The following is a 17,616-nucleotide window of genomic DNA, read 5'->3' on the forward strand; positions in this document are numbered from 1 at the left end:
TGGCGAAGAGCGACGAACAATGATTAGAACGAATGGGGTGCATACTGTGAGAAAACCGTCCACCTTAACTGGTGCATTATTGATGCTCTTATCACTGTTATTGATATTATCGGGATGTTCAGCAAACGAAACGGTATCCGAAGCAAAAGGCGCATCCGGCACAGAGGCCAAAAAAGTGAAAATCCGGATCGCAGATACAAGTACAAACCCAACGTTCAGGGTAGCCATTGCCAAAGGTTTCTTTGCAAGCCGAGGCATTGATGCAGAGAGCATTACGTTTGGTTCACCAGCGGAAGGTGTAAATGCACTGTTTATCAAGCAGGTGGATATTGCGTACGGGGCTGACTTTCCTGTATTGAACGCTTTGGCAAAAGGGGATTACTCTGTTATTGCTTCCGCAGGTCAGGCTACGAATGAAGCGGCTGCTGCATGGAAATTGTATGCCAAGAACGATATACAGAGTGGTGCAGATCTGAAGGGTAAAAAAGTAAGTTTCATCCGCGGTACATTTATTCCTTACCTGTGGGATGAATATTTGAAGGACCAGGGATTGGATCTAAATGATGTAACCCAGGTGGGTCAGGGAGCATTTGACGAATCCTACATTGCACTAAAGCAGGGTGATCTAGATGCAACCTGGGTCATCGGTTCCGCCTTAACGGATAAGTTCGATGCGCTTGAAGGGGTACATCAACTTACGGATATGTCCCAAACACCTGTACGCCTTGGAATGGGGCTCGTGGCAAGCAATGAGTTCATCCAGGCAAACCCGGAAACGGTGAGTGGTTTTCTCGCGGCGCTGAATGAAGCCTCCGTGTATGCCCAGGCACATCCTGAAGAGGTTGCGGACCTGATGTATAAGGAAACCAAGCAGCCTAAGGAGGCCACCTTGAAGGACCTTCCAATCAATCCTTGGGAAGTTGGATTTACCCAGGCAGCATATGATAGTCTGGCAGGGCAGAAGCAGTATATGGTGGATAACGGGATCATCGAACATGATTTTGATCTCGATAGCAAACTGAACCTGGAACCCCTGAAGCAGACACTGCCAGATAAAGTGACTTATAGTAAATAACTCGCAAATTGCATTGGAGGTGTTCTCATGTCTTTACCTGCAGATCAGCATACAATTCGTATCGAGCAGCTTCGCAAAACATACAATGCCCCCACCCATGGGGATGTTCACTATATTATCAAGGATGTTGATCTGGTCATCAAGGGAGGGGAATTTTTTGTCCTGCTTGGTCCCAGCGGATGTGGCAAGTCCACACTTCTAAATATGATTGCAGGCTTTATCTCCAAGTCGGGGGGGCAGCTCAAGGTGGATAATAAGGAGATCGATCGACCGGGCAAGGATCGAGCCATGGTATTCCAGCAGGCGGATTCTTCACTCTTCCCGTGGCTTACCGTCAGGGAGAATGTGGAGTTTGGACTTCGGATGGCCAAGGTGCCAAAGTCTCAGCGGCGTACAATATCAGACCGATACATTGAGCTGGTTGGACTGGGGAGTCATGAAGCCAAATTTCCAAAGGAATTGTCAGGTGGCATGAAGCAGCGGGTGCAATTGGCCCGGGTGTTAGCCAACGATTCGGCCATCCTGTTGATGGATGAACCATTTGGAGCCTTGGATGCAATGACTCGGCGTACGATGCAGAAAGAGCTAGTAAATATTTGGCAGGAAACTCATAAGACTGTTATTTTTGTCACTCATGATATTCAGGAGGCGCTGTTGCTGGGTCAACGGATTGGAATTATGTCAGTGGGGCCTTCTTCCAAGATAACGGATATTTACGATAATGCTCTGTCTTATCCTAGGAATATTGCTTCATCGGAGTTCAACACCCTATATGACCAGATTCAAAGCCATTTTGAAGAATAATTGAGGTGATAGCAAGATGAGATGGTTGGAGAAAAAGTGGGTGTCTATCCCTCTATTGTGGGTAACGGTAATTCTGATTTGGCAGCTAGGGGCCATGCTTTATGGTCCTGAAGTGATTCCCGGTCCGTGGGATACCATTCTCGGTGCCCGTGAACTGCTTGCTGACGGTACACTAATGCAGTATATCGGAATTAGTTTTACACGTGTGCTTGCGGGTTGGGTGCTTGGCAGTGTGATAGCGATCCCGGTAGGGCTTATCATCGGCAAGGTTCATATGATCCGGCTGTTTGCCGAACCTTTCCTTAATTTTATCCGCTTTATTCCGCCGATCGCATTCATTACCCTGTTCCTGGTCTGGTTCGGGATTGGGGAGCAATCGAAGATTGCGCTCATCATGTATGCAACGTTTTTCATCGTTGTGTTAAACACGCTGACAGGTGTACTCTCCATTGAAGAAGACAAGATCCGGTCAGCCCGCAGTATGGGAGCAAACGAATGGCAGATTTTGCTGCATGTCGTTGTTCCGGCGACGACTCCGTATATCTTCACAGGGGTGCGACTGGCAATGGGCACTTCCTATATGGCTATTATCGGTGCAGAGATGATTGCTGCGAATGAAGGCGTGGGTTATCTGATCTGGAATTCCCGATTATTCTTTCGCACAGATTGGATCTTTGTCGGCCTGATTTCTCTGGGCTTTATGGGCTTTCTCACCGATCGGTTATTCAATTGGTTTGGTCGCAGCGTGCTCTACCGTTATGGTGTAATTGGTGGAACGAAGCGGGTCTGAACGGGCACTTGAGGTACTGTAATCCTCGAAGCCTTAGTTAAACGGAAGCAGGATCATTCATCTCAGTTTTCTCGCAATTTTATCGCAATATCATGGACCTGATTTGGCAGCTTTCAAAGTTGCTGAATCAGGTTTTTTGTATGCGGGGCTAGGGAGTTTCGGCATTGGGTTCAAACCGTGGTATAATTGAATTTCAAAAATATAAAACGTCATGTGGGCCATAGATGCTGCCACATGCAGGAGAACTTATGGACTGGATTATTGGCGCCGTATGCGCTTTTATTGTGGCGGGTGCTGCCTACGCGAAGAAGTCGCTAACCCTATCCGGCTGCCTGGCGGCTGTGACCATGGGTACGATATATTACGGAGCGGGCAACCTGTTCTGGTTTGGAACACTGCTGTTGTTTTTCATTACCTCAACGCTGTTCTCCAAGTTTCGCAAGGATCGCAAGCAGGAGCTTGAGAAATCGTATGCCAAGACGGGCAATCGTGATGCGGGACAGGTCATGGCTAACGGTGGAATTGGGATGTTTCTTGTTCTGGGAAACTGGATTCTGCCACACCCGGCCTGGATGTATGCTTTTATCGGTGTCATGGCTACCGTTACTTCAGATACATGGGCAACCGAATGGGGAAGTCTCAGCCGTAAGCCACCGCGCTCTGTCGTGACGTGGAAGGTGCTGACTCCAGGTACATCTGGAGGTGTTTCATTACTTGGGACGCTGGCTGCTGCCATAGGTGGAGCTTTAATCGGCGTGGGTGCGTTTTTCTTTTCCTGGGTTGCCGGGATCGGAGGTTTGAGTCTGTTCAGATGGATGTGTGTCGGCCTTGTAGGCGGATTGGCAGGAGCTTTTGCGGATTCTTATCTGGGGGCAACGGTTCAGTATATGTATCGTTGTACAGTATGCGGCCGGGAGGTCGAGGTCAGTGAACATTGTGGACACAAAACCGTTCGGGCTCGTGGCTGGTCTTGGATGAGTAATGATCTGGTAAACGTGCTCAGTTCGGTGATCGGCGGATGTTTGGCGATCGGTTTGGGTATCATTTTGGCGTCGTAGGGAGGGAGTGCGTTTGAGCACTGTGCAAGGAGACAAATCGGAGGCAATTTTGGATGCAGCCTATGGTATTTTCGGTTCAAAAGGATTCTATGAGACGAAAATGTCCGATATTGCGGACGAAGCGGGTATCGCGAAAGGCACCATATATTTATATTTTAAAAATAAGGAACAGTTATTTGTTGCCGTATCCAAGCGGGACTGCGACAGTTTTATCAGCCGCCTGGATTATGCATTGAAATCACATCAGAGTACGGGGGATAAACTGGGCGCGATCGCCAAGACTCACCTTACGTATTATTATGAGCGCCGCAATCATACCAAGCTGTTTTTTATGGCACCCAATAATGATCCGGATCTGATGAGATTCATGAAGGCGTTTATGAATGAATATATGAGCATGGTGCGTGAGGTGTTAGAGCATGCTGGCGTGCCTGAGCCTGTGCTGCTCGCAGAAGCTTATATTGGTATTCTCGATCGGCTAAAGATGGATATCATGCTGAATCCGGATTTTAACGAGGAGCACCTGAACAAACGAATTGCTTTTGCAGCAGCTTTGTTTCTGGACGGATGTCGTTCCTTTTTGCAAATATAGCGTGAGTGGGCGTAATTGCATCTTATGCGCAGCCTCATATTGAATACATTTTACAGAGAAGTAGGTTACGAGCAATGAACATAATGACGGTAGAGCAAGTTGCGAAAAGCTATGGTGAGAAAATATTGTTTAAAGACGCCTCGTTCGGCATGGGCGATCAGGACAAAATTGGTGTCGTTGGTGTCAATGGAACCGGAAAGTCTACGTTTTTGCGTGTCATTGCAGGTATGGAGCCAGCGGATGAAGGACAGATCTCGATTGGGAATGACGTGCGTATTCAGTTCCTGGCACAGAATCCGCAGTTTAACCCGGATAATACGGTCTTGCAACAAGTATTTGAGGGTGACAGCCCGGAGATGAAAACAGTACGTGAGTATACAGAAACAATGGAGCTGCTGGAACTTAATCCTTCCGATCCGGCGCTGCAAGAGCGTTTGTTGCGCTTGAACCAGCAAATGGAGCAGCTTCAAGTTTGGCAGATGGAAAGTGAAGCGAAGAGCATTCTGTCCAAACTGGGCATTCGTCAATTCGATGCGTTGATGGGCACATTGTCTGGTGGACAGCGCAAACGGGTGGCGCTTGCTTCCGCGCTGATTCATCCCTGCGAATTGCTCATTCTGGATGAGCCTACGAACCATATTGATAATGATTCCGTAGTTTGGCTGGAACAGTATTTGCAAAAACGGCGCGGCGCCTTGCTCATGATTACGCATGATCGTTATTTCTTGGATCGTGTAGCAAATGTGATGTTGGAGCTCGATCATGGACGTTTATTCCGGTATGAGGCCAACTATACCCGCTTCCTGGAACTGAAGGCTGAGCGTGAAGAGCGTGAATCCGCATCCGAACAAAAGCGGCAAAATCTGCTGCGTACGGAACTCGCCTGGATTCGTCGCGGTGCAAAAGCACGGACCACGAAACAAAAAGCGAGAATTGATCGCTTTGAACAGTTAAAGGATCAACAGGGGCCTAATCGTTCAGGCTCACTAGAGGTATCCGTGGGTTCTACTCGTTTGGGTAAAAAAATACTGGAGATTGAGCATCTGTCCAAATCGGCAGATGGCCGTAAATTGATTGACGATCTCAGTTACATTGCGGTACCTGGTGATCGGGTGGGTATTGTGGGCCCGAATGGTAGCGGTAAATCTACCTTGTTGCAAATGATTTCTGGTAAGCTGGAACCCGATGCAGGGGAAGTTGTTGTGGGACCAACGGTTAATTTGGGCTACTTCACTCAGGAGCATCAGGAGATGAATAAATCTCTGCGGGTAATTGAGTACATCAAGGAAGTGGCCGAGAATATAAAAACGGCTGATGGATCTCTCATTACCGCTGCTCAGATGCTGGAGCGTTTCCTCTTCACCCCTGCGTCACAGTGGACACCAATCTCCCGTCTGTCTGGCGGAGAGAAGCGTCGTCTATATCTGCTGCGTGTGCTGATGGCTGCACCGAATGTCCTGCTGTTGGATGAACCTACGAACGACTTGGATATTCAGACACTCGCTGTACTCGAAGATTACCTGGATGATTTCCCGGGTGTTGTATTTGTCGTATCCCATGATCGGTACTTCCTGGATCGGACGGTGGATAAAGTACTGTCTTTTGAAGGTGGCGGTGCTGTGCGTGTGCATGTTGGGGACTACAGTGAATATGCAGAATGGATGCTGAAAAATGCACCCGGATCTTCTCAGGAAAGTGCGACGGGAACAGCAGCTAAAGTGAAACCGGCAACGGAGGAAAGTAAACCTGCTGCCTCGGCGGCTAAACCTAAGTTGAAGTTCAGCTTCAAGGAACAGCGTGAATATGACCAGATCGATGAGAATATCGAAAAAGCTGAAGCTAATCTCGCTCGCATTAATAAAGAGATGGAAGAATCGTTCAGCGACTCAGCCCGTCTACAGGAGTTAATGGCAGAGCAGGCGGAGGCAGAGCGTCATCTGGAGGAACTAATGGAACGGTGGACCGTTCTGAATGAGCTTGCGGAACAGATTGAAAACAGCAAGTCTTAAAGTTTATTTCAATGAATCGTCTTCTCCTCAAAAGCGGCTTGTAGTCGCCTTTTGGGGGAGGGCGATTTTTTTTGCATTGATGAAAATGAATTTATATGAAACGTTAACCATATTCAATCCGTTTATTAAATAAAGAATTCCATAGAAGGGGGAGAACTCCACATCCATGTACAGAGAACTGAATGAACAATTGGCAGTGATCAAGGAAAAAGGAAGAATATATGAGAAATGGAATGATCGGTTGGAGAAGCTGAATCAGGAGGAAGCGGAATGGAAGAGGAAAGTACAGCAGCGTCTGGAGCATCTACTGAAGGAACAAAACGATGTCGATCGCCTCAACAGCATGACGTTATCCGCATTCTTTTATCATTTAATCGGCAAAAAAGAGGATCGACTGGAAAGAGAAGAAATGGAGTTGATGGAAAGTAAGGCAGCGTACGATACAGCATGCCAGATGTTAACGGATATCCAGAAGCAGCGCTCGCAAGTTGAGCAGCAACTGGAAGGACAGCGGCAATATCAATTCTGGCAGAGTGATTACAAGGTGTTATGGTGCAAAAAGGAAAACGATTTGCTCGATAAAGATGCAGAATTGCAGCAAATGGCTGAGGACCGGGAACATCTCTCAGGAGAGCTTCAAGAGCTCAATGAAGCAGAACGAGAGGGGCAGTATCTGCTTGATGCACTGGAACGTGCTGAAAAGGCTTTGTCCTCTGCTGGAAATTGGGGAGTATACGACATGATGGGTGGGGGGATGATCTCGACTCATATTAAGCGCAGCAGAATGGATGATGCTCAGGTTGCCATTATGGATGCCGGAAGACGCCTTCGCCGATTTCAAAAGGAGCTGGAGGATGTGAAGATGGCTGTAAACACGGAATTACACCTTGGAGGCCTGCTTTCATTCGCAGACTATTTCTTCGATAATCTCTTTGTGGATTGGATGGTACAAGACAAAATTCGCAAAGCTGAAACTCAGGTGAAGGATGGACTGAGTGCAGTTCGAAGCACGATGCGTGTGCTGAAGGATGAGATCCGGGATCATAAGGTGAAGCTGGAGCATCTGGAACGTAGGTATCTCGAACATATTGAACGAGCGGACTAAATCATCTCAAAGAAAAAGGACACTTCCAGCGTGCCCCTAAACGGCGGCGTAGCAGGAGTGCCCTTTTTTACATGATACAGGTAAATCATAGGTGTTCAAAGTCGAATTGCATACCCCGACAAGATCGAAATCACAACTCTGATCATGTGTTCAAATGCTGTAATACCATACGACTTGTCCATGACCATGTCACAATTACTTGGTTGTAATATATGCGGCGAGCAGTCTCGCTGTATTCAGGACAGCGTCTTTATGCGTGCGTTCCATGGAGTGGGAAGCATGAACACCCGGACCAATCAATGCAGCCCGAATGTTATTTCCTCCACGTAAAGCTGCGCTGCCATCGGAGCCGTATTGTGGATAGATATCAACGACATAATCAAGGCTTGCTTGTTTGGCCAGTTCGATAAGTCGAGTGGTCATATCGTAGTCATAGGGTCCGGACGAATCCTTGGCACAGATGGATACATCCGTCTCCTTGCAGCTCAGGTCGTCACCCATTGCGCCCATGTCTACAGCAATTAATTCGCTAATTTCCGCAGGGATGTAAGATGCGCCGTGTCCAACTTCTTCGTAGTTTGAGATGAGCAGCGAAACGTTATGTAGTGGTTTCCAGTTTTCGCGATGTGCAGATTCCAGGATACCGAACAAGGCAGCTACGCTGGCTTTATCATCAAGGTGACGCGATTTGATATATCCGCTGGGTGTAATGACCGCACGGGCATCGAAGGAAATAAAGTCCCCTACAGAGATACCCAATGCCAAAACATCTTCCTTGGAAGAGACCACTTCATCGATACGCACTTCCATATGGCTCTCGCTTCGCTCAAACGTACGTGCATCCGGATAGACGTGCACAGAAGGGTGCAGGGATAGGATGGTTCCTGTATAGGTCTTTCCATCACGTGTATGGATGGAGCAATACTCATTCTCAATACTGTTCATCGTAAATCCACCGACAGAGGTGAGCTTCAGTGTGCCGTAGGAAGTGATGGAACGCACCATGGCTCCCAATGTATCCACATGTGCGCTCAGTCCGATCGTTCTGGAAGAATCCTGTCCAGGCAATGTGAGTACAGCTCCGCCTTTGTTGTTCAATTCAAAAGCAACATGAAGTGATTCAGCTTCCTTGCGGATCATCTCAATAATATCTTTGGTATAGCCACTAGGGCTGGGAGTATCAAGTAACTTTTTCAGAAAAGACAGGACATAGGATTCGTCAATGGTAAAACTCATATGGGAATTTCCTCCTCGTTAATGAATGTACAGAAAGTTGTTCTTAAAACAGAATACAGCCTGTCTGGCAGAATGTACAATCCCATTCTTGATAGCCAGCAGGCTGCCTCTGATGTGTTACAGCGTACCCGAAGGATTTCCTTTTCGTTGACTCTGAATGGAATCGGACTCAGCAGAAGCGTTGTCCGAATCGATCGTTCCGAATGTATCCATCGATTTAAACGAATCCAGAGAAGAGGTAGAGCTGCTTGCTGCGGAGCTTTCCAACTCGGATACACGCAGCTTCAATTGTTTGTTCTCGCGTTGCAGTCGATATTGGCGGAAGATGCCATAAGACCCTACAATGATTCCACCGATTAGGGTGCAGCCAAGAATGAGCAGAATCAGCGGGATTTGAACCGTGTTAAATAGCAGGTTGACTTGTACGGAATCCACATTAATGACCGCAAAAATTCCGGTAAGTAATGCAAAAACGAGACCTGCGATGAGTGCCCATTGCATTTTCATGGTGGTGCCTCCTTGTTGAACAATTCAGGACTATGTAAGCAATTACCCTAATTCATGAAGCTTGCATCTTGCTTGATTATAAAATCCCTTGCCCGAATGGGCAAGGGATACAGGTCACATGGACGAGAAAGCAACCTTATTTCGTTAGTTGTTCCATTTGCTCAATCAGTTCCTTGAACACACTCATAGCTTCGCGAATCGGCTCTGGCGTAGACATATCCACTCCTGCTTTTTTCAGGATGTTGATGGAATAGTCACTGCCACCGCTCTTAAGGAATCCAAGATACCGGTCCACGGCAGGTTGCCCTTCTTCCAGAATTTGCTTGGAAAAACTGGTCGCTGCTGAGAAGCCGGTCGCATATTTGTACACGTAGAAGCTGTTATAGAAGTGGGGAATACGCGCCCATTCCATTTCAATATCTTTGTCCACAACCATACTGTCTCCATGGTATTTGACATTAAGGTCATAATAAATCTCGGAAAGTAGCTGAGGTGTGAGAGCTTCACCCTGTTCAGCACGCTCGTGAATGATTTTTTCGAATTCTGCAAACATCGTTTGACGGAAGACCGTGGTACGGAACTGATCTGCATAATACGTCAGCAAGTATAGCTTTTCCTTCGGATCTGTCGATTTATTGAGCAGATAATCCATCAACAAGGCTTCATTCGTTGTAGATGCAACCTCAGCCAGGAAAATGCTGTACTGTGCATCACGATACGGAAGTGTAGTGTCTGAATAGTGGGAATGCAGTGCGTGGCCCATTTCATGTGCCAGTGTAAACATGCTATTCAGGTTATCTTTGTGATTCAACAAGACGTAAGGGTGTGTGCCGTATGCTCCCCAGCTGTATGCGCCTGAACGTTTATTCTCATTTTCGTATACATCAATCCAGCGATCATCGTAACCGGCCTGCAATGCGTCTGCATAATCCTTGCCAAGCGGCTTCAAGCCATCTTTAACCGTTTGTTTTGCTTCCTCGTAGGTAATGTCCATTTTGTATTCATCCACCAGTGGAGCGAAAAGGTCATACATATGCAACTTATCTACGCCGAGCAATTTTTTGCGCAGGTCCATATAACGGTGTAAGAGCGGAAGGCTCTCATGAATCGTATCCACAAGATTGGTATAGACATCCTTCGGAATGTTGTCGCCATAAAGGGACATCTCCATGACGGAAGGGTATTTCCGAACATCGGCATAAAACATGTTTTTAGTTACGTTAGCGTTCAGAGCTGCAGCAATGGTGTTCTTTTGCTTGCCATAGGTTTCATACACCGCTTTGAAGGCACGTTCGCGAACTTCCCGATTCGGATTTTCCAAGAACTGAATATAGCTGCCATGAGTCAGTTCCACTTCGTTTCCATGCTCATCCTTAATTTTCGGGAACTTGAGATCGGCGTTGTTCAACATGCTAAAGATGGTCTGTGGTGCCTGGGACAGGTTGCCCACCTGTGCGAGCAATGCTTCCTCGGCTTGGCTCAGTACATGAGCCTTTTCGCGTTTCATCTCTTCCAATGTGAACTTATAGGCAGAGAGTTTCTCGTTGGAGATGAGGGCATCCAACTGATCATCCGGAAGGGACAAGATTTCGGGTGTAACATAAGATAGTGCTTCACCAACCTGCACGCTTAACTTTTGTGCTTTTTGGGACAGGTTTTGATATGTAGGATTAGCTGTGTCTTCATCTTGATGCATCCGTGCATACACAAAGAGGCGTTCGGTTTTGAGACTGATCTCATCTTCGAGTTCAAAACAGCTTTTGAGTGTCTCAGGTTTGTTCAGTTTGCCTTGGAATTCGGAGGCTTTCTTAGTCAAAGACGATACTTCTTCATATTCCTGATCCCAAGCTTTCTGATCGGCGAATAGATCTTCCAGTTTCCAGGTTTGTTCAGTAGGTACCTCGGAACGTTTCAATAGTTGACTCATGGGAATCCTCCTTTGATGAAGTGATGAATATATAGACGAAGCTGCCTTCGTCCCACTCGCTTGTGCGGAGAGAGACGAAGGAATCAGACTAAGTACCAGCAGAATGAACAGCGATTTGCGGTATTTCAACGGCCTTCCTCCTCACTATACGAATAATCCCGTATAGTATGACCTGAGGGGCATTGAAATATTTGAAGAAGCTAGGCTCCCATATTGACCAAAAAGTAAACGATCAGGAAAAATGCGAAACAAATCAGCAGGGTGGCAATCAGAGCCATGCCCCGTCTTAGACGATCCGGGATGGAGTTGCGTCCCAGAATCAGCACGATTCCTAAGGAAAAAGCAAGAATAATAAAGATGACGACATTGCTTGAGTCAAGCTGCATAGGCTAGACTCCTTTGAAGGCAGCCATCAGTTGACGCCATTCGTCCTCTCGGTTCTCGAAATCTTCTTTCGGGAAGCGGCGTTCAGCCCAATGCATCAACGCAGGACGACTGAGGAAGGTATGGCATTCTTCGCCCCATTCTTCCGAGATTTCACGAAGCACCAGATATTTGCCTTGAACTTCTACGGTCATCATATTCCACTTGTCTGTTTTGTATATTTCATGTTTTTTTATCATAGGTAGTCTCCAAACTAACGGTTTTGGTAAAATGATACCGTACCCTTGGATTCAAAGCAAATTTTTTCGACTTTTATGGAAAAGATAAATTGCAATGTAGAAGGTCATACAGTATAATGAGGGTATTCGCCATAGATGGCGATATTTTTAGGAGGTTGTTCATTTGAAAGGTACAGTTAAATGGTTTAACGCAGAAAAAGGCTATGGCTTTATTTCAGTTGAAGGCGGCGAGGACGTATTCGTACATTTCTCCGCAATCCAAGGCGACGGCTTTAAAACATTGGAAGAAGGTCAAGCGGTAGAATTCGAAATCACTGATGGAAACCGTGGTCCTCAAGCAGCTAACGTAAACAAATTGTAAGAATATTTCCGGTCATACGGATTTCTTATAAATGATTGGCTTCTAGCTGAATATACGAACCCAAGCACAGTCCCCCCCATGGGAGACTGTGCTTTTTTTGATACGTTTTGATATGTTGAGTTCCATAAGGGAAATCACTTTTTGGATGCTTATGCGCGGCTAGTCATGCTTGACCAAAGTTTCATGCAAAATCCAACAAGTGCGGCCAGGGAAAACGCCATCGCAGTGAGATAGAAGGTGTTTCTGTTGGTGTGCTCCAGCAGCAATCCTCCCAGCGTTCCGCTGAGCAGACCGGAAGCGCTGGACCACACAATAGTGAACAGGGCCATACCAGTGGCACGATAACCATCCGGGACAAGGCGGGTAATATAACGGACTGCAGTCACGTAGAAGATGCCAAAGGTCACGCTGTGCATCGTCTGAATGGCAACGACCGCTGCGGGTGTATCCGAGATGGACATCAGAAATAAGCGAATCGTATACATCAGCGCAGCGATCGTCAGCAAAGGAAGTTCTTTGTAGCGATTGCCGTATCTGCTTAGCAGCAAAAACACTGGAATCTCACTGACCGAAGAGATTAACAGGGACCACCCGATCAGTCCTTCACTGGCACCTAGGTCTTTCAGCGTAATGGTGAGAAAAGCTTCATTCATCCGGTGACCCAGAGCGAGCAGGAAAACGCAGCCGAAAAAGGTGAGAACATCCCTTCTTTTCAAGATGGACCATAGTCCCGAAAGATCCATTTTAGTGCTGTTGCCCGAAGGCTGATCTTTTAATCGAAAACCGATCAGGAGAGTAGTCGCCGCCAGTGCGATACATACCCACATCGTCCATCCCGGTCCGAAAGATCCGAGAAAATATCCAATGCTTAACGCAAAGAACGCATATCCAATCGAGCCAAATACACGAATGGAAGTGAAATTTCGTCCATACTTGCTTGCGGTTGTAATCGCCATCGTATCCGAAAGTGGATAAACCGGGTAGTAGAAAAAGTAAAACAGGGTCACCAGTACAAACACCTGACCAAAGGTTGTGGCATTGGCAAGCATGACACCAGTGATCAGTTGCCCGGCAAGCAGGATGATCATCACTTTGCGCACGGTTTTGTATCGGTCACTCGCCATACTCCAGAACATATTGGAGAATACGGAGACGAGAGGACCAATTCCGTAGAGGTAACCGATTTCAGCCCGACTGAATCCCAGATGACTGAAATAAAGCTGGAAATACGATACCACCAGAACGGTGGAACCGAAGATGGTGAACATGAGTGCCCGCAGCCAGTTTTGATCTGGCCGGGCGGTATGACTTGATTTCATGATGAAAGGCTCCATTCTTGATTACAGTTCAAATTTATTATCCCTTGAGGGAAGATGATTTCCCCGATGAGTGTACAGACATGCTAGGTTCCTTCTGCGTACGCCGGATGACAAGCCAGACAATGACAAGCTCGGCAAGCAGGCCGAGGGATTGAGCCACTGCACCGATCATGCCGTTCCACGCAGGGAATATGCTGACCAGTATGAGCAGAACAATCACCGTACATATGGCATTGGCCGTCTGGGAGCGAAACATCGTTTTGGTCTGTCCGCGAAGAAGAATCAAACCATTGCTGAAGTCGAGAAAAGGTGAAATCAGCGGAAAGAGTACAAACGCACGCAGTGTCCACAAACTTTGCTGTAGCAGATTGCCCTGAACGCTCATTACATTTTCCAATACCCACGGTCCAAGTGGGGTGTAGGCAATCGATACGGTCATGGCAAAAGGAACAAATCCGGTGACCAGTGCGAACTTCTTCACCAGTTTGGCATCAACAAGATAGAAATTCAGCACGATTTGGTGGATGTATGTAAAAAAGCTTAGCATCAGCTGCATCAGACTACTTGCAACGGCAAAGGAAGAGATGGCCAGAGCAATCCCGGTCGTTTTGCCAAGTACGATATTAATGACGGGTCCGATAAACAGGGCCACAAAACTGGATAATAACAGCGGTTTGTAAAAGCGAAAGACGTCTGCCTTGTTTTCAACAGGATGATCTTCCAGCTTGGCTGGCATCTTGCGTTTGATGCTGTTACCTTCAAGAAAACTGACCAAAGCCTCAATCATCATACCTGCGGCAAAAATGATAGCGCCTACACGTCCGCTGTCAATGCTGTCAGTATATATGAAATACAAGGATAGGCCATACATGCCAGCAAGGCGAAATAACATGCCGATTGTCAGCCATTTCGTACGGTTATTCGTAATAATGATGCCCTGATAGATATTGCGGATGACCGAAAAGATGCTGACATACATGAGAATCTCGTAGACGTCGATTACTTTGGATAACAGATCCGGGCTTACGCCAAACAGATATTTGAATACACCTGTACCAATGGGAGAATATACGATGAGAAATCCGATCAGAAGTACACAAGCGAGAAAGATTTTGGTCACAAACGTGAGGGCCTGAAAGGAAAGGCGGTCCCGAACCAGCGCCGAACAGGTTTGACGCAGTAGGGTTGAAGGGCGCTCGGTGAGGGTTAGCAGGCTACCAGCGATCGCGTAGCTGGCAATGACCGTCTCGGGATGAGCGGAACGTGCGAGTGTACTGTTAATGATTACATGAGAAATGGTAACAAGAGAAGCGGAAATGCCGAGCGGCACAAAAAAAGCAAATAACCGTCTCCACGAGAGCGGTTCACTAGACGTCATGTCAACGACTCCTTTGATGGATGAATTAAGGTAAGTATAAGATGATGCTTACATAAAAGAGATGCCCGCCAGCAATTGAATGCCAGCGGGTCAAAAAGGTTCCGATACTTTTGAAAGATTATAGACATTATATTCTTGTAGGGAGTTGATGTAAATAGATGGGATTAGCTTTTCAGACGATAGTGGATCATCATATAGCTGCCATTTAACACAAAAAACAGCAAAATGTTTGGAAGAATCGCGTAGTCTCCCCAGTTTACAGGAAAGGCGGGTCTTGTTGCTAACGCTGAAATTATCAACACAACTAAGACATGAATAGCCAAAGTACCAATCCGGATGTCTTTTAGCGTATCTTTTAATCCAATCAAATTTCCAGACATGATAATAAGTTCCATTAGTATGACACCCGCCACTGCACCTTTAAGGTGAAATTCGTCGAGAGGAATCAGGAAGTAGTGGGAGAGGGAAGCCGCAGTAATGCCGATTGCCGTTCCGATCAGACTGACTCTTTTGTTATCCTGTGCCCATAATATACTAGTGGAAATTTCCCGAAGTCCGACAAGCAGAGGGATGATGCTTAACCAGCGAATCAGCTCTGCGACTTGTGTAGAATGGAACATGAGCTGTGCTAGGTCGCGGTTGAAAATCCATAAAAAGGAGCTGGAGGTCAGTCCCCAAATCCACACTATTTCCATGGTTAGTCGGCTTTTCTTGGCAAAATAATTATAACGAAGCTCCTTCCAGGAGAGAGCCAGCTTCATGGTCAGGGTATGTGATATGGCCGCGGTTACGATGGTAGGCATATACACTACCAGCATGGCCATACCCATAAGAAGACCGTACATTGCAGTGGCTTGTGTGGAGGTATAGCCAGCGGTTTGCAATCGAGAAGGGATAATGACCGCATCAAGCATATCGGAGAACGGAATCAGTAGCCGTGTGAGGGAAATGACTATGGAGCTCTTAATAAACCAAGAGCCGTCCGATCTCTCTATGGGAACACAATCTATTTCATTCTTTTGACCGGTATGGCGCAAGAAAAGAAGCAGCATAACAAAAGCGACAATCCCGCCCATTGCTGTTCCAATCAAACTTCTCCCCACTGCATACATTACACCTTCAGAAAGCCACAGCCATGTGATACCTAGCATCAGACCGATCCGAACCGCTTGCTCCATTACCTCGGAGACAGCAATGGCGCCGTAATATTCAAGACCTTGCATATACCCCCGCAGCAGGCTTAGAAGAGGTACGACGAGTATAGCAAGGGACAATGAGCGCAAAAACGGCTCCAGAACTGGATTACCTAACCATGTGGAAATGGTTGAGGAATAGGCGAGGGTAAGTAAACTGAGGATTGCACCAATAAGCGAGAGCATGATTGACAATCGCTTGAACCAGAACCAGCCATTTGCTGGCTGTCTGGCGGTGTACATACCCAGGGAGGTAGGAATCCCTCCTGTTATTAGCATAAGTATGAAGCCAAAATAGGAATAGGCGATCTGAAATAATCCTATACCTTCAGGCCCCGCCATGCGGGTAAGGATGATACGTCCGGTCAGACCTATCACTTTGACCAGAGAGACAGCACCGATACGAATACCCGTCTGCTTGAGACCGGGAGGGATGTTCATCCAGTTCACTCCATCCAACACAAACACATCTTGTCCAACATTTATATGAGCAAAGGAGGGCAAGTATGTGTGTTGTGCTGCGATCAGTCCCGAATATGAATGAGGATATACTTTGTTTTATTGTCCCAGCCCAAGTCAAACGGCGCCTGAAATCGGTCGGCAGTGTGGGAATTGACGAGAGGATAGCCGCGTTGATCGAATCCGGTAACTATGGAGAAATGGTCTACATCGTTATGCATGACATGGGCGATCAGATCGCCAGCCGCGAGTTCGCCTATTGACCCGTGGGGGTGAGTCTCTGTTTTTTCCACCAGCTTCGAAAAAGATTCTGTCGCGATTCGTTTCCCATACCCGGAATACAGAATGAAATTTTTGAATGCATCCGTTTGTACCCATGTTCTGGTGCCACCCTTGGGAAAATGGTATCTCCACGCGCCTTTCATCGGTAACCCGCCGCCTTCCGCCTGGTCTCCAAGAGCCTGGGAAGCAAAATTGGTACAGTCGCCCCCGAGATTATTGTAATTTTTATATTTGGCATTATATCTGACATTATCGTTCACTCTCCAAGCGATCCCTGCATATTTGTTTGCGTAGGCCACCGCTTGTTTTCGTTTGTAATTCTTGCCGTCCTTCAGTACAGGACGATGGGGCGGTGGAGAAGGCATTCCCTTTGCAATCATACTAGGGTTTTCTTCCAGAGGATCGAGGTACCATTCCTTCCAAACGATCCATTGATCATTCATTTTTTTCAGTGTGACCGCATGCCACGTTCCGAGTCCAAACGAATGGGTTGATGATAACTGGTCATTATAGGCGTATGAGATCTGCTGCGAATGCCCCAAAGAAACGGTTGCCGTGTTATCTCTAAGACGAATTTTGGAGATATGGATTTTGGACAGTACATCGGTAATTTTCATGTTACGATGATCAGCCCATGCATGAAGATAGGTTTTGCGATTGACTTCCATGGTGTGAGCGTGACGGCTCAAGGGAGATTTAATATCATAATAGCGGTCCATATTATTATTTTGTGCGGCTAAGTATTTCGATCTTTCTGAAAAAAGGGATTCAAGATGTTGAGTGATTTCACGTTCTGTTGGGATGGAAGAAGCCTCGACAGGCCTTATTTGTTGCATATTCATAAACAAACAGCTAACCAGGAGTATGATTATCCATTTATACATGGTTATCTCCTCTT

The 17,616-nt window shown here is 46.8% G+C and carries 17 protein-coding genes; 8 read left to right on the plus strand and 9 right to left on the minus strand.

Translation table 11 applies throughout. The features are described from left to right. Positions 1 to 19 precede the first annotated feature (19 nt). From RS891_RS10015 to RS891_RS10045, 7 genes are all read left to right on the plus strand, one after another. A complete protein-coding gene (locus tag RS891_RS10015) occupies positions 20 to 1,075 on the plus strand; it encodes an ABC transporter substrate-binding protein (protein WP_113052793.1) in 1,056 nt (351 codons plus the stop codon). A gap of 27 nt (positions 1,076 to 1,102) precedes the next feature. Then, the gene (locus tag RS891_RS10020; RefSeq protein ID WP_113052792.1) at positions 1,103 to 1,879 is read left to right on the plus strand and encodes an ABC transporter ATP-binding protein; all 777 of its coding nucleotides are present in this window, start codon (positions 1,103 to 1,105) and stop codon (positions 1,877 to 1,879) included. A 16-nt stretch (positions 1,880 to 1,895) separates the two neighbouring features. Then, positions 1,896 to 2,669 (plus strand): ABC transporter permease, encoded by a 774-nt coding sequence (locus RS891_RS10025; protein WP_076292050.1) that lies wholly within the window; start codon positions 1,896 to 1,898, stop codon positions 2,667 to 2,669. Positions 2,670 to 2,917: 248 nt separating this feature from the next. Next, the gene (locus tag RS891_RS10030) at positions 2,918 to 3,727 is read left to right on the plus strand and encodes a DUF92 domain-containing protein (RefSeq protein ID WP_113052880.1); all 810 of its coding nucleotides are present in this window, start codon (positions 2,918 to 2,920) and stop codon (positions 3,725 to 3,727) included. A 13-nt stretch (positions 3,728 to 3,740) separates the two neighbouring features. Next, positions 3,741 to 4,319, plus strand: coding sequence for a TetR/AcrR family transcriptional regulator (locus tag RS891_RS10035; protein ID WP_113052791.1), 579 nt, complete (start codon positions 3,741 to 3,743; stop codon positions 4,317 to 4,319). A gap of 74 nt (positions 4,320 to 4,393) precedes the next feature. Continuing rightward, the gene (locus RS891_RS10040) at positions 4,394 to 6,328 is read left to right on the plus strand and encodes an ABC-F family ATP-binding cassette domain-containing protein (protein WP_315795194.1); all 1,935 of its coding nucleotides are present in this window, start codon (positions 4,394 to 4,396) and stop codon (positions 6,326 to 6,328) included. A 166-nt stretch (positions 6,329 to 6,494) separates the two neighbouring features. Beyond that, positions 6,495 to 7,433, plus strand: a complete 939-nt coding sequence (locus RS891_RS10045; protein ID WP_315795195.1) for a hypothetical protein — start codon at positions 6,495 to 6,497, stop codon at positions 7,431 to 7,433. A 195-nt stretch (positions 7,434 to 7,628) separates the two neighbouring features. Here the strand turns inward: RS891_RS10045 and RS891_RS10050 are convergent, their stop codons facing one another. The 5 genes from RS891_RS10050 to RS891_RS10070 form a co-directional block, all read right to left on the minus strand. Next, the gene (locus RS891_RS10050) at positions 7,629 to 8,669 is read right to left on the minus strand and encodes a M42 family metallopeptidase (protein ID WP_113052788.1); all 1,041 of its coding nucleotides are present in this window, start codon (positions 8,667 to 8,669) and stop codon (positions 7,629 to 7,631) included. A 117-nt stretch (positions 8,670 to 8,786) separates the two neighbouring features. Further along, positions 8,787 to 9,176, minus strand: coding sequence for a LapA family protein (locus RS891_RS10055; protein ID WP_315795196.1), 390 nt, complete (start codon positions 9,174 to 9,176; stop codon positions 8,787 to 8,789). 136 nt (positions 9,177 to 9,312) lie between these two features. Next, on the minus strand, positions 9,313 to 11,103 hold the full coding sequence (gene pepF, locus RS891_RS10060) for an oligoendopeptidase F (RefSeq protein WP_315796258.1): 1,791 nt from the start codon (positions 11,101 to 11,103) through the stop codon (positions 9,313 to 9,315). Positions 11,104 to 11,303: 200 nt separating this feature from the next. Then, positions 11,304 to 11,489: a hypothetical protein gene (locus RS891_RS10065; protein ID WP_024629224.1), complete on the minus strand. Its 186-nt coding sequence runs from the start codon at positions 11,487 to 11,489 to the stop codon at positions 11,304 to 11,306. A gap of 3 nt (positions 11,490 to 11,492) precedes the next feature. Continuing rightward, positions 11,493 to 11,726 (minus strand): hypothetical protein, encoded by a 234-nt coding sequence (locus RS891_RS10070; RefSeq protein ID WP_024629225.1) that lies wholly within the window; start codon positions 11,724 to 11,726, stop codon positions 11,493 to 11,495. Positions 11,727 to 11,889: 163 nt separating this feature from the next. Here RS891_RS10070 and RS891_RS10075 point away from each other — a divergent pair, with 163 nt between their 5' ends. After that, a complete protein-coding gene (locus RS891_RS10075) occupies positions 11,890 to 12,087 on the plus strand; it encodes a cold shock domain-containing protein (RefSeq protein ID WP_017689394.1) in 198 nt (65 codons plus the stop codon). A 149-nt stretch (positions 12,088 to 12,236) separates the two neighbouring features. On the opposite strand, the gene RS891_RS10080 is transcribed toward RS891_RS10075, so the two are convergent. The 4 genes from RS891_RS10080 to RS891_RS10095 form a co-directional block, all read right to left on the minus strand. Next, positions 12,237 to 13,406 carry an MFS transporter gene (locus RS891_RS10080; protein ID WP_113052785.1) on the minus strand — a complete coding sequence of 390 codons (1,170 nt, stop codon included), beginning with the start codon at positions 13,404 to 13,406 and terminating at the stop codon, positions 12,237 to 12,239. Positions 13,407 to 13,443: 37 nt separating this feature from the next. Next, a complete protein-coding gene (locus tag RS891_RS10085) occupies positions 13,444 to 14,784 on the minus strand; it encodes a multi antimicrobial extrusion protein MatE (protein ID WP_076292041.1) in 1,341 nt (446 codons plus the stop codon). Positions 14,785 to 14,948: 164 nt separating this feature from the next. Beyond that, positions 14,949 to 16,418, minus strand: a complete 1,470-nt coding sequence (locus RS891_RS10090) for an oligosaccharide flippase family protein (protein ID WP_315795197.1) — start codon at positions 16,416 to 16,418, stop codon at positions 14,949 to 14,951. Positions 16,419 to 16,501: 83 nt separating this feature from the next. Further along, positions 16,502 to 17,602: an amidase domain-containing protein gene (locus RS891_RS10095; protein ID WP_315795198.1), complete on the minus strand. Its 1,101-nt coding sequence runs from the start codon at positions 17,600 to 17,602 to the stop codon at positions 16,502 to 16,504. Between the last annotated feature and the right edge of the window lie 14 nt (positions 17,603 to 17,616).

Origin of the sequence: Paenibacillus sp. BIC5C1, from assembly GCF_032399705.1 — a bacterium.
GTDB classification, from domain to species: Bacteria; Bacillota; Bacilli; order Paenibacillales; family Paenibacillaceae; genus Paenibacillus; species Paenibacillus taichungensis_A.

Bases quoted from the DNA above. Each gene is read 5' to 3' on its own strand.
- RS891_RS10020 (WP_113052792.1), top strand. From the start codon at position 1,103: ATGTCTTTACCTGCAGATCAGCATACAATTCGTATCGAGCAGCTTCGC.
- RS891_RS10065 (WP_024629224.1), bottom strand. From the start codon at position 11,489: ATGCAGCTTGACTCAAGCAATGTCGTCATCTTTATTATTCTTGCTTTT.
- RS891_RS10015 (WP_113052793.1), top strand. From the start codon at position 20: ATGATTAGAACGAATGGGGTGCATACTGTGAGAAAACCGTCCACCTTA.
- RS891_RS10045 (WP_315795195.1), top strand. From the start codon at position 6,495: ATGTACAGAGAACTGAATGAACAATTGGCAGTGATCAAGGAAAAAGGA.
- RS891_RS10095 (WP_315795198.1), bottom strand. From the start codon at position 17,602: ATGTATAAATGGATAATCATACTCCTGGTTAGCTGTTTGTTTATGAAT.
- RS891_RS10025 (WP_076292050.1), top strand. From the start codon at position 1,896: ATGAGATGGTTGGAGAAAAAGTGGGTGTCTATCCCTCTATTGTGGGTA.
- RS891_RS10040 (WP_315795194.1), top strand. From the start codon at position 4,394: ATGAACATAATGACGGTAGAGCAAGTTGCGAAAAGCTATGGTGAGAAA.
- RS891_RS10080 (WP_113052785.1), bottom strand. From the start codon at position 13,406: ATGAAATCAAGTCATACCGCCCGGCCAGATCAAAACTGGCTGCGGGCA.
- RS891_RS10050 (WP_113052788.1), bottom strand. From the start codon at position 8,669: ATGAGTTTTACCATTGACGAATCCTATGTCCTGTCTTTTCTGAAAAAG.
- pepF (WP_315796258.1), bottom strand. From the start codon at position 11,103: ATGAGTCAACTATTGAAACGTTCCGAGGTACCTACTGAACAAACCTGG.
- RS891_RS10055 (WP_315795196.1), bottom strand. From the start codon at position 9,176: ATGAAAATGCAATGGGCACTCATCGCAGGTCTCGTTTTTGCATTACTT.
- RS891_RS10085 (WP_076292041.1), bottom strand. From the start codon at position 14,784: ATGACGTCTAGTGAACCGCTCTCGTGGAGACGGTTATTTGCTTTTTTT.
- RS891_RS10030 (WP_113052880.1), top strand. From the start codon at position 2,918: ATGGACTGGATTATTGGCGCCGTATGCGCTTTTATTGTGGCGGGTGCT.
- RS891_RS10090 (WP_315795197.1), bottom strand. From the start codon at position 16,418: ATGAACATCCCTCCCGGTCTCAAGCAGACGGGTATTCGTATCGGTGCT.
- RS891_RS10070 (WP_024629225.1), bottom strand. From the start codon at position 11,726: ATGATAAAAAAACATGAAATATACAAAACAGACAAGTGGAATATGATG.